Raw genomic sequence first — 12,656 nt, forward strand, 5'->3', positions numbered from 1 at the left:
TTGAAAAAGTTTTTTAAATTGAACCTTCAAAAATTTGTAACGTTTTTATCGTGCGTGATGAGTAAGGATGTGATAACATGAGTCTAATACATGTAAAGGAGAGTATGTGAATGTCCGAACGCACCTTTAACTGGAAAAACAAAGACATCAGGGCACAGGTTGATGTTGTAGACTCAAAGCTGCTTCCAACGCTCCTTTTACGGAATGCTCTCGTCTTAAATCCATATGTAAAACAATGGCTGAAAAAAAACATTTGGATTTATCAGGACCGTATTGTTTATGTAGGTCATGAACTTCCGAATAGAGCCGAAGAAATTCATACGATTGATTGTGAAGGAAAATACATTGTGCCAGGGTATATCGAACCGCACGCACATCCTTTTCAAATATATAATCCCCAAACGCTGGCGGAATATGTGTCTCAATACGGAACAACGACATTTGTGAATGATAACTTATTTTTGCTTTTACAAAGTGGAAAAAAGAAAGCGCTTACGATTTTAAATGAACTTAAAAAGCAGCCGGTCCAGTATTTTTGGTGGTCGCGCTATGACCTCCAGACCGAGGTTCTGAACGAGGATCACGTTCTTCCGTTTGACGTCAGAAAACAGTGGATTGAACATCCGGATGTCATCCAAGGCGGAGAAATGACCGGGTGGCCTCGTCTGGTAGATGGTGATGATTTAATGCTTCACTGCATGCAAGCTACAAAGAAACAGCGGAAACGCATTGAAGGGCATTTTCCCGGCGCTTCAGATAAAACGCTTACAAAAATGAAGCTGTTCGGAGCGGATTGTGATCATGAAGCGATGACAGGTGATGAAGTGATGAGAAGGCTGGAACTGGGCTACTATGTTTCCCTTCGGAACTCTTCCATTCGCCCTGATGTAAGAAACATATTGCAGGAGCTGCATGAGAAGGGCTTCCGCTATTATGACCACTTCTTTTATACGACAGACGGCGCGACGCCGAATTTCTATAAAGGCGGCATGACAAACGAGCTGATCCGCATCGCGTTAGAAGAAGGAGTTCCGGCAATCGATGCCTACAATATGGCATCATTTAATATCGCGAAGTATTACCAAATGGATGACTATTTAGGAGTTGTCGGACCGGGAAGACTGGCATCGCTGAACATACTTGAAGATCCGTTAAATCCGAATCCTGTGACCGTTCTGTCAAAAGGGATTATCCTTCGTGAAGACGGCAGTGATATGAAGGCGTTTACAAAGACGGACTGGAACAAAGGCGGTCTTGTCCCGCTTGAGCTTTCATATGATATGACGATGGATGATTTGCAGTTTTCGATGCCGATGGGCGTGAAAATGCGGAATGCGGTCATTATGGAGCCGTATATGATTGAGATCGACAATTCGATGGAGCAGCTCTCGTTTGACCATGATGAAAGTTATTTGACGATGCTTGACAAACATGGGAAATGGCGCGTCAATACGATGATAAAAGGGTTTGCTTCAAGCGTGCAGGGATTTGTGAGCTCCTTTACGACGACGGGGGATATTGTCGCGATTGGAAAAAATAAAGCGGATATGCTGCTCGCTTTCGCTCGCATGAAAGAAATCGGCGGAGGAATTGTTCTTGCGGAAAACGGGAACATTCTGCATGAAATTCCGCTTGCGCTGTGCGGCTGCGCCTCTTCGGAAACGTATGAAGATGTACTTGAGAAGGAACAAAAGCTGAGAGATCTTTTGACAGAAAGAGGCTACGAGTATTGTGATCCCGTCTATACGCTGCTCTTTTTGCAAAGTACGCACCTTCCGTATATACGCATTACGCCGAGAGGAATCTTCGACGTCATGAAAAAAACTGTACTCTTTCCATCGATAATGCGTTAAAATATAAAAGAGCGGGGAGCCGACATATGAAAAAATGGATGACAGTTTGCGTGCTGTGTTTCGTGTTTTTTCTGCTTGTATCCTGCCAGCAGAAGGATGCTGTCCCTGATTCTGCAAAGAAGCCGAAAGCTCCTTTGACGGGACTGGCGACTGAACAGAAGGTGACTGAACGCCGGCCTGTTGCTGTTGTGGTGAACAATCACCCGAAGGCGAGGCCGCAGTCAGGACTGTCTAAAGCCGACATTGTCATAGAGGCGCTTGCCGAAGGGCAAATTACAAGATTTCTGGCCATTTTTCAAAGCCAGATGCCTGAAACTGTCGGCCCTGTGCGGAGCGCGCGAGAATATTTCGTCACTATCAGCAATGGCTTTGACAGCATATTTGTCCATCACGGCTGGAGTCCCGGCGCCAAAGAGCAGCTGGAATCCGGAGCTGCCGACTATATTAACGGATTGGATTTTGACGGAAGCTTATTTTGGAGAGCCGATTTCAGCAAACCGCCCCACAATTCCTATACGTCTTATGATTACATAAAAAAGGCGGCGGAAAAAAAGGGATATGAGCTGAACCGGAAAACAGATCCGCTGCTGTTTCAAACATCAGAAGCAAAACCTGTAAATGAATCTTACAATGTTCGGGTAGATTATGGAACAAAGAACGTTACAAATCTTGTCGAATACAACTATGATAAAAAAGCTGAAGCTTATAAAAGAAGCTCTGATGGTGTCATAACGACAGACCGGGAAACCGGAAAGCCGGTTGCAATGCAAAATATTTTCATTGTTGAAGCCAGCCATCATACTATTGATCAAGATGGAAGGCGGGACATCGATCTGGAATCAGGGGGGAAAGGTCTGTTGTTTCAGCACGGAAACGTCATTGAAACAGACTGGAAACAAGTAAACGGAAGAATTGTGCCGGTGAAAGACGGCAAATGGCTGCCGTTTGTGCCAGGAAAGACTTGGATTAATATCGTGCCTGATCTCGATGCGGCTTCCATTAGTAAAGGAGAAGGTGTGTAACGATGCAAATCGATAAATTACGCGGCAAAGAGCTGGACCAGTTATTCAACTCGATCTTATCGCTGAAAGACCTGGAGGAATGTTACCGGTTCTTCGATGATCTTTGCACAATTAACGAAATTCAATCGCTGGCTCAGCGCCTTGAAGTGGCGCGCATGCTTCGCGAAGGAAACACGTACCATAAGATTGAAACAGAAACAGGCGCTTCCACGGCTACGATTTCCCGTGTGAAACGCTGCTTAAATTACGGTAATGACGCTTATGAAATGGCGCTTGACCGTGTGAAGGAGACGGAAACAGAGTCTTCTTCGAAATAACAAAGAACCGCCCTGCCGTTCGGCAAGGGCGGTTTCTTTATGAAACAAATTGGTGAATCAGTTTGTCGATGTCGACGATGCTGCCATCCTCTTTTCGATAGACAACATGCTCCTTGGAAAAGTGGATCGGTGAATTAATGCCGGCTGCGGCAGCGAGGTTAAACAGCCCCTCGCGCAGCGAAATGACGTAGTTGCAGACACGATGCTGCTTTTCCTCGACGCTCAGTGCTTTTTGCAGTTTTGGATCTGTTGTCGCCACACCTGCCGGGCATGTGTTGGTGTGGCATACGAGAGCACGGATACAGCCAACCGAAAACATCATGCCGCGTGCAATGTTAACAAAGTCAGCGCCGAGGGCTAAGGCAACCGCGATTTTGTCAGGAGTCAGGAGCTTTCCGGAAGCAAAGATTTTCAGTTGGCCGCGCAAGCCGTATTGTCTAAGCAGCGTATCAACAAGAGGCAGGGCTGTCATAATCGGAAGGCCGACTGTGTCAGCGAGCTCATAAAAGGAAGCGCCGGTACCGCCTTCGCTCCCGTCGATCGTGATAAAATCCGGATGCTTTCCGCTTTTCTTCATATAAGAAAAAAGCTTGTGTAATTCGTCAGGATGGCCTGCGACAAGTTTGATTCCGACTGGCTTTTGCCCGACATTTCTAAGCTTTTCAATAAAGTTGAGCATGTCAGGAGTGCTTGAAAATTCATGAAAGCGGTTCGGACTGTCAATCGACTTCCCGGGTTCAACATTCCGGATGTCTGCCACTTCTTCTGATACCTTAGCGCCATCCACATGGCCGCCGCGGGTTTTGGCTCCTTGCGCCAGCTTTAGCTCAAACGCTTTAATTTGGTCAAGCCTGCTTTTTCTTTTAAACTCCTCCCATGAAAATTCCCCATTTCTTTTGCGTACGCCAAAAAGCCCCGGCCCAATTTGGCAAATGATATCGGCGCCGCCTTTTAAATGATACTCAGATAATCCTCCTTCACCGGTATTCATCCAAGTGCCGCCTGCCTGATGAAGCCCTTTTGAGAGAGCCGTAATCGCCCGTTCTCCAAGGGAACCGTAGCTCATGGCAGACTGGCCGACTAATCCCTTTACATAAAAAGGCTGCTCGCATGTATGCTCGCCGATCACTTGCACATCATCAGGGTGGAGAAAATACGGATCGGCCTTGATGTGCTCGGCGTGTTCCTTGCGTTTGAACAGATTGTCAGCATCGAGTTGATAGATTTGGGTTTCAATTTTAGGCGTTTGGTTTACACGCAATTCTTCTTTTTGTTTCGGAAACAGAGCGTTACGGATAAAATAGCCCGGTTTGTCAAAATCTCTTACAGATCCAAAGCCCATCATTCTGCTTTTGTATTTGCCTGAGATGACGGTTTGTTCATATTCCTTTCTGGAAAAGGGCTGCTCCTCATTGTCATTGCTGTATAAATACTGCCTGAGCTCCGGCCCGATTTTTTCAAGGATATATCGAAACCTTCCGATCACAGGATAGTTGCGGAGGATCGAATGCTCCTGCTGTTTTTCATCCTTTATGTAGATCCAGACAAACAAAATGATGGGGATGGCAATGATCCCGATGATAAATGCGATGAGTGCAATGATGATGGTTTCCATCTGTCAGCCTCCCTTTTTTATGTAATCATTTCCACAGTTGAACGCTTTCCAAACAATAACAGTTTGGACGGAAGAAATTACAGAAATTCTTTTGGGGGACTTACAGCGCAGGTGCTTCCGCATGTCATACGAATGCTCATGAGCGCTCTCTTTTTTATGAAAAAAGAATCAAAACACCTTTTTCAGTGAATAACGAGATTAACGGCTTTTTCCGTTTTTCCGCGCTATGTGAATTTGTTATAATGTTTAAATGGTAACAAACGAATGGAGGAACGTATGACGTGTACGATGTAACGGAGTGGAAGCATGTCTTTAAACTCGATCCAAATAAAGATTTGCCTGATGAACAGCTGGAGATTCTTTGTGAATCAGGAACGGATGCGGTCATAATCGGAGGAAGCGATGGTGTGACAGAGGACAATGTCCTGCGGATGATGTCTAAGGTGAGACGGTTTTTAGTGCCGTGTGTCCTTGAGGTGTCAGCGATTGAAGCGATCGTTCCCGGCTTTGACTTATATTTTATTCCGAGTGTATTAAATAGTAAAAATGCGGACTGGATTGTCGGAATGCACCAGAGAGCCATGAAGGAATTCGGAGAACTGATGTCTATGGAAGAAATCGTGGCGGAAGGCTACTGCATTGCAAATCCGGATTGCAAAGCCGCGGCATTGACTGAAGCGCAAGCCGATCTGAGTATTGACGATATTGTCGCCTATGCGCGTGTGTCTGAGCTGCTGCATCTTCCGATTTTTTATTTAGAATACAGCGGCGTGCTTGGAGACATAGAAGCCGTGAAGAAAACGAAGGCTGTATTGGAAACGTCCACCTTGTTTTACGGCGGCGGCATCAAGGATGCGGAAACGGCAAAGCAATATGCAGAGCATGCCGACGTGATCGTTGTAGGCAATGCGGTGTATGAGGATTTTGACCGGGCTTTGAAAACAGTAGCGGCTGTCAAAGGCGAGTAGTAAATTGTACGGATTTGGTTTATGATAGAACATATGTTTTGTATAGGCGGGTGAACAAATTTTGAATTACATTAGCAATCAATTATTAAGCGGACTAAACCCTGTTCAGCAGGAAGCTGTCAAAACAACGGACGGGCCTCTCTTGCTGATGGCGGGAGCGGGAAGCGGAAAGACGCGTGTCCTGACACACAGAATCGCTTATTTAATGGCGGAAAAGCATGTGGCGCCGTGGAATATTCTGGCGATCACATTTACAAATAAAGCGGCACGCGAAATGAAGGAACGTGTGGAGAGCATTCTCGGACCGGGTGCGGACGATATCTGGATTTCAACATTCCACAGCATGTGCGTGCGGATCTTGCGCAGAGATATCGACCGGATTGGGATCAACCGCAATTTCTCCATCCTTGATACGGCTGACCAGCTTTCAGTGATCAAGGGAATTTTGAAGGAGCGCAATCTTGATCCGAAGAAGTTTGACCCAAGAAGCATCCTCGGCACGATCAGCAGTGCGAAAAACGAATTGACCGAACCGGAGGAATTCTCTAAAGTTGCCGGTGGCTACTACGATCAGGTGGTCAGCGATGTGTATGTTGATTATCAGAAGAAGCTTTTAAAAAACCAGTCGCTCGATTTCGACGATTTAATTATGACAACGATTAAACTGTTTGACCGTGTGCCGGAAGTGCTTGAATTTTATCAGCGCAAATTCCAGTACATCCACGTCGATGAGTATCAGGATACGAACAGAGCCCAATACATGCTCGTGAAGCAGCTTGCGGAGCGCTTCCAGAACCTTTGTGTTGTCGGAGACTCTGACCAGTCGATCTACAGATGGCGCGGCGCGGACATCGCCAACATTCTTTCCTTTGAAAAAGATTATCCGAACGCAAGCGTGATTTTGCTCGAACAGAACTACCGTTCAACAAAACGGATTTTGCGCGCGGCTAACGAGGTCATCAAAAACAACTCAAACCGCAAACCGAAAAATTTGTGGACGGAAAACGATGAAGGCATCAAAATTTCTTATTACCGTGGAGATAATGAGTTCGGCGAAGGACAGTTTGTAGCCGGTAAAATTCATCAGCTTCACAGCACAGGCAAGCGGAAGCTGTCGGATATCGCCATTTTGTACCGGACAAATGCGCAGTCGCGTGTGATTGAGGAAACGCTTCTCAAAGCAGGCTTGAACTATAACATTGTCGGCGGCACAAAGTTCTATGACAGAAAAGAAATTAAAGACATTCTCGCGTACCTGCGCCTCGTATCCAATCCGGATGACGATATCAGTTTCACGCGCATTGTCAATGTGCCGAAGCGCGGAGTCGGCGCGACATCACTTGAAAAGATCGCTTCGTATGCGGCGATGAACGGCTTGTCATTTTTCCAAGCGATTCAGCAGGTCGATTTTATCGGTGTCAGCGCCAAGGCAGCCAACGCGCTCGACAGTTTCAGACAGATGATTGAGAACCTGACCAATATGCAGGATTATTTATCCATTACAGAGCTGACAGAAGAAATTCTTGATAAAACGGAATACAGAGAAATGCTGAAGGCCGAGAAATCAATCGAAGCCCAAAGCCGTTTAGAAAACATCGACGAGTTCCTGTCTGTTACGAAAAACTTTGAACAGAAAAGTGAAGACAAGACACTCGTTGCGTTTTTGACAGATTTGGCGCTGATCGCAGACATCGATCAGCTTGATCAGAAAGAAGAGGAGTCCGGCGGCAAGGATGCAATCACCCTGATGACACTGCACGCCGCAAAAGGACTGGAGTTCCCGGTTGTTTTCTTGATGGGGCTTGAAGAAGGCGTCTTCCCGCACAGCCGTTCTCTCATGGAGGAAGCGGAAATGGAAGAAGAACGCCGTCTTGCTTACGTTGGGATTACAAGGGCGGAGCAGGAGCTTTATCTGACCAATGCTAAAATGCGCACCTTGTTTGGCCGAACAAATATGAACCCGGAATCTCGCTTTATTGCTGAAATACCGGATGATTTATTGGAAAACCTAAATGAGAAAAAAGAAGCGAGAGCGCCGTCTGCAAGAAAAATGCAGCCGAGACGCGGTCCTGTTTCACGTCCGGTATCCTACGCCAGCAAAACAGGCGGCGACACCTTAAACTGGGCAGTCGGAGATAAGGCGGGCCATAAAAAATGGGGAACAGGAACTGTCGTCAGTGTGAAAGGCGAAGGAGAAGGAACGGAGCTCGATATTGCCTTCCCGAGCCCTGTCGGCGTGAAACGCCTGTTAGCAGCATTCGCTCCTATTGAAAAGCAGTAATTGAAGAGGAAAGGAAGAAGCAGATGGACAAAGAAACAGCGAAGCAGCGGGCAGACGAACTGCGCCGCACCATCAACAAGTATAGCTATGAATATTACACCTTAGATGAACCGAGCGTCCCTGATGCCGAATACGACAAATTGATGCAGGAGCTGATTGCGATCGAGGAGGAGCACCCAGACCTCAGAACGCCTGACTCTCCTACGCAGCGTGTGGGCGGAGCCGTGCTTGAAGCGTTTCAAAAAGTCACTCACGGCACGCCGATGCTCAGTTTAGGCAACGCCTTTAACGCCGACGATCTCCGTGATTTCGATCGCCGGGTGCGCCAGGCCGTCGGTGACGATGTGGCGTATAATGTGGAGCTGAAAATAGACGGTCTTGCTGTTTCTCTCCGTTATGAAGACGGCTATTTTGTCAGAGGGGCCACAAGGGGTGACGGAACGACGGGAGAGGATATTACGGAGAACCTGAAGACGATCCGCAATATTCCGCTCAAAATGAAACGTGATCTGTCAATCGAAGTGCGCGGCGAGGCGTATATGCCAAAGCGTTCGTTTGAAACGCTCAATGAGGAACGGATCAAAAACGAAGAAGAACCGTTCGCCAATCCGCGAAATGCCGCCGCGGGATCACTCAGACAGCTCGATCCGAAAATTGCAGCGAAACGAAATCTTGATATCTTCGTCTACAGTATAGCGGAGCTTGACGAGATGGGTGTGGAGACGCAAAGTCAGGGCCTTGATTTTCTCGACGAAATCGGATTTAAAACGAACCAGGAACGAAAGAAATGCGGCAGCATAGAAGAAGTTATTGCGCTGATCGATGAGTTTCAGGCTAAGCGCGCTGACCTTCCGTATGAAATTGACGGCATCGTGATTAAGGTAGATTCCCTTGATCAGCAGGAAGAGCTTGGTTTTACGGCGAAAAGCCCGCGCTGGGCCATCGCGTATAAATTTCCTGCTGAAGAGGTCGTGACAAAGCTTCTCGATATCGAATTAAATGTCGGCAGAACGGGTGTGATTACGCCGACTGCGATTCTTGAGCCGGTAAAAGTTGCCGGCACAACGGTCTCAAGAGCATCCCTTCATAACGAAGATTTAATTAAAGAGAAGGACATTCGGATATTGGATAAGGTCGTCGTCAAAAAAGCGGGCGATATCATTCCGGAAGTCGTAAATGTCCTCATTGAACAGCGCACAGGAGAAGAAAAGGAATTCAGCATGCCGACGGAATGTCCTGAATGCGGAAGCGAACTCGTCCGTATCGAAGGAGAAGTGGCACTTCGCTGCATTAACCCGGAATGCCCGGCGCAAATCCGAGAAGGGCTGATCCATTTCGTTTCCCGCAATGCCATGAACATTGACGGGCTTGGCGAACGAGTGATCACACAGCTGTTTGGGGAGAACCTCGTCCGCAATGTCGCGGATTTGTATAAGCTGACGAAGGAACAGGTCATTCAGCTCGAACGCATGGGCGAAAAGTCCACAGAAAACCTGATCAGCTCCATCCAAAAATCAAAAGAAAATTCGTTAGAGCGCTTGCTATTCGGACTCGGCATCCGCTTTATCGGTTCAAAGGCTGCAAAGACGCTCGCCATGCATTTTGAAAGCCTGGAGAACCTGAAAAACGCCTCAAAAGAGGAACTTCTCGCGGTAGATGAAATCGGTGAAAAAATGGCTGACGCGGTCATCACCTATTTTCATAAAGAAGAAATGCTTGAACTCTTGAATGAACTTCAGGAGCTGGGCGTAAACACACTCTACAAAGGCCCGAAAAAAGTAAAAGCAGAGGACAGCGATTCTTACTTTGCCGGTAAAACAATTGTCCTGACAGGAAAGCTGGAACAACTGTCAAGAAACGATGCCAAAGCGCAAATCGAAGCGCTCGGCGGCAAGCTGACTGGCAGCGTCAGCAAAAACACAGACTTGGTCATCGCCGGAGAAGCGGCGGGAAGCAAGCTGACAAAAGCGCAAGAGCTGAACATTGAAGTATGGAATGAAGAACAGTTAATGGGAGAGCTAAAGAAATAAGAGGAGTGTTTTCTATTGAAAAAGACGTTGGTAATGGCGGCAACGGCGGCAGTATTAATGCTGTCTGCCTGCTCGTCAGGTTTTGGGGGGGAGAAGGAGGAAGAGATCACACAAAAGACGGCGAAATCGTCAGAAAAAGCGATTGTCCCGAAATATAATATCTCTGACTCCTATTACAAAATGGTGCTGCCGTTTAAGGCGGGAAAAGCGCGCGGCTTGACGACGGAACAGCTGAATACAAGACTGGACATTGATGAGTTTGAAACAGGGCTGATGCGTCTTGCCCAAGATTCTTTCTCTACTGACGATTATCTGTTCCAAGAAGGGCAATATTTAGATGAAGATACAGTATTAAGCTGGCTGGCACGGAAAAAAACAGGCTCTGATCTGAAAAAAGCCCAAAAAGAAGATAAAAACTTCAAAAATGAAGGCTTGAACCCAGCGCTTCCGAGCTCCGGTTCAACAGAAGAAAAGAACGAAAGCAGCCCGGTTTATTTAGCGTCCATGCTGGAGCACGATTATTTAGTCAGAAAAGACAAGAATTCCATCCAGCTTGGCGGCGTGATGATCGGACTGGCGTTAAACTCCGTGTATTACTATCGTGAAAAAACAGGCGACCCTCAAAAAGAAGTGGAGATTAAAGAAAGCACGCTTCGCGAGCAGGGTGAAAAAATCGCACAAGAGGTCATTAACCGCCTCCGTAAAAAAGATAATCTGAAGAATGTGCCGATTACCGTCGCGCTCTACAAGCAGGCGTCAAAAACTTCGATTGTGCCGGGGAACTTCATTGCCAAAACAGAAGTCAAAGCAGGCTCCACGGATATCTCAAACTGGGATGACATAAACGAAAAATATGTATTCTATCCGGCGGATACAACCACAGCAGAAAAATACCCGGATGACACCGAGGTCTTTAAACGGTTCAAAAACTCAATTGAAGAATATTTCCCGAACTACACAGGCGTTGTAGGGACTGCCCTGTATGAAAAAGATGAAATGACGAAAATGAAGATTGATATTCCAATGCAATTCTACGGAAAAAGTGAAGTCGTTGCGTTTACCCAGTTCTTAACGGGTGAAGTGATGGATTACTACTCCAAGAGCTCAGTTGATGTCGAAGTCAATATCACATCCTCAGACGGACAGGAAGCGGTTATTATCCGCAATGCGGGAGATAAAGAGCCGACTGTTCACATTTATGACTAATATTGGATGACCCCTTGTGCCGCTGCGGCGCAGGGGTTTTTTGCGTTTTTTTGAAGGTTAAGTAGCATTGGAGAGGGTATTTATTTATGTTATGATGTTCTAAAAATAGAAAAGGGTTGAAATTATGAAAAATAAATCCTTTTATTTCATATGGGCGGGCCAGTCAATTGCGAATTTAGGAGATTCTTTATACGTGCTGGTACTGACCCTGTTTACGTATCAAGTCACAGATTCGGCCTTTTTGGCTTCGCTGGTAGCCATGATGCAGTTCGTGGGTCAGTCATTAAGCGCAGTATTTATACCGGTTTTTATTCATAAATACAGATTAAAGCACATTTTGATTTTTTTACAGTTAACGCAAACCATTCTGTTATCTTTGTTGCTTCTCATATTTATGATAGATTTTAAATCTATTTTTATTTTTTTCTTTATCGTATTTTTAATGTCGCTGTTAGATGGAGGAACTATTCCGGTCAGAAATTCAATGATTCCCCGTTTTGTTCCAAAATCCATGTTGTTGAAAGCAAACAGCCTGGTGCTGACCTCTGATCAAATCGTGCTCCTGCTCGGATGGCTGCTCGGCGGTATTTTGATCAAATGGCTCGGGCCGCAATTGCTTCTATTGTTGACTTTTGCGCTTTATGGCACCTCTACAGTATCTTTATTTTTTGTCAAGGATGCGGGAAAAGGAGATGCCGAAAAGGAAGAAAACGAGTCCTTTATGGATAAAATTTCCTCAGGGTGGAAAGCAATTTATCAAATGCCTGTTATCAGAATGCTGACTGTTCTTGAGCTTTTATCCATGTTCGGCAGAAGTATTTGGACAGGAGCCATTATCCTTGTTTATGTCGATGAAGTGCTGCATCAAAACGAAACATGGTGGGGGTTTATTAACGCAAGCTATTTCGCCGGCACCATTACAGGCGGTTTAATCGTTTGGAAACTTTCAAAAATAATGAATGGAAAACTGTTCTCGATGATTTTATGGACATCACTTGCCATCGGTGCTTGCACACTATGCCTTGCGCTTAACAAGTATGCGTTGGCATCGCTGCTTTTTGTCTTTATTTTAGGACCTTCATTTCAGCTCCGGGGAATTGCGATCAGAACTTATGTACAGGAGAGCATAAACGAAACTTTGCTTCCGAAAATACTATCGGCTCAGCATACAATAAGTACATTTGTATACGGCGCATCGATCTTAATTATGAGCAGCCTTACTGATTGGCTGGGTGTTCAATATGTATTTTTCTTGAATTTTATCATTTTTACCGTTTCAGCGCTTTTATCTTTAAAACTAAAAAATGAACAAATATAGACAATGTTTTATAAATATTTACAAATTATTTGTTGTGTGTTTAAAT

9 protein-coding genes are annotated in these 12,656 nt (G+C 45.8%); 8 read left to right on the forward strand and 1 reads right to left on the reverse strand.

Going from position 1 to position 12,656, the window contains the following annotated elements:
- The first annotated feature begins 110 nt into the window (after positions 1-110).
- Genes CVV77_RS16870 through CVV77_RS16880 form a run of 3 tightly spaced genes read left to right on the forward strand, consistent with a single transcriptional unit; the run spans position 111 to position 3,192 of the window.
- Positions 111-1,853 (forward strand): adenine deaminase, encoded by a 1,743-nt coding sequence (locus CVV77_RS16870; protein ID WP_100275978.1) that lies wholly within the window; start codon positions 111-113, stop codon positions 1,851-1,853.
- A gap of 26 nt (positions 1,854-1,879) precedes the next feature.
- Positions 1,880-2,875 (forward strand): DUF3048 domain-containing protein, encoded by a 996-nt coding sequence (locus CVV77_RS16875; protein WP_100275979.1) that lies wholly within the window; start codon positions 1,880-1,882, stop codon positions 2,873-2,875.
- Between the two features lie 2 nt (positions 2,876-2,877).
- The gene (locus CVV77_RS16880; protein WP_003219429.1) at positions 2,878-3,192 is read left to right on the forward strand and encodes a YerC/YecD family TrpR-related protein; all 315 of its coding nucleotides are present in this window, start codon (positions 2,878-2,880) and stop codon (positions 3,190-3,192) included.
- 37 nt (positions 3,193-3,229) lie between these two features.
- Here CVV77_RS16880 and CVV77_RS16885 read toward each other — a convergent pair whose 3' ends face one another.
- On the reverse strand, positions 3,230-4,807 hold the full coding sequence (locus CVV77_RS16885; RefSeq protein WP_100275980.1) for an FMN-binding glutamate synthase family protein: 1,578 nt from the start codon (positions 4,805-4,807) through the stop codon (positions 3,230-3,232).
- A 281-nt stretch (positions 4,808-5,088) separates the two neighbouring features.
- Here CVV77_RS16885 and pcrB point away from each other — a divergent pair, with 281 nt between their 5' ends.
- The 5 genes from pcrB (at position 5,089) to CVV77_RS16910 (ending at position 12,610) form a co-directional block, all read left to right on the forward strand.
- Positions 5,089-5,775, forward strand: coding sequence for a heptaprenylglyceryl phosphate synthase (gene pcrB, locus CVV77_RS16890; protein WP_003240137.1), 687 nt, complete (start codon positions 5,089-5,091; stop codon positions 5,773-5,775).
- A gap of 61 nt (positions 5,776-5,836) precedes the next feature.
- Positions 5,837-8,056 (forward strand): DNA helicase PcrA, encoded by a 2,220-nt coding sequence (gene pcrA, locus CVV77_RS16895; protein WP_100275981.1) that lies wholly within the window; start codon positions 5,837-5,839, stop codon positions 8,054-8,056.
- A gap of 23 nt (positions 8,057-8,079) precedes the next feature.
- Entirely contained in the window at positions 8,080-10,086 is a 2,007-nt protein-coding gene (gene ligA / locus CVV77_RS16900) for an NAD-dependent DNA ligase LigA (protein WP_100275982.1), read from the forward strand.
- Positions 10,087-10,101: 15 nt separating this feature from the next.
- On the forward strand, positions 10,102-11,292 hold the full coding sequence (locus CVV77_RS16905; protein ID WP_003240132.1) for a CamS family sex pheromone protein: 1,191 nt from the start codon (positions 10,102-10,104) through the stop codon (positions 11,290-11,292).
- 124 nt (positions 11,293-11,416) lie between these two features.
- Entirely contained in the window at positions 11,417-12,610 is a 1,194-nt protein-coding gene (locus CVV77_RS16910) for an MFS transporter (RefSeq protein ID WP_003240131.1), read from the forward strand.
- Positions 12,611-12,656: the final 46 nt, after the last annotated feature.

The sequence above is a fragment of the Bacillus sp. SN1 genome, assembly GCF_002796895.1.
In the GTDB taxonomy this organism is placed as follows: Bacteria; Bacillota; Bacilli; order Bacillales; family Bacillaceae; genus Bacillus; species Bacillus inaquosorum.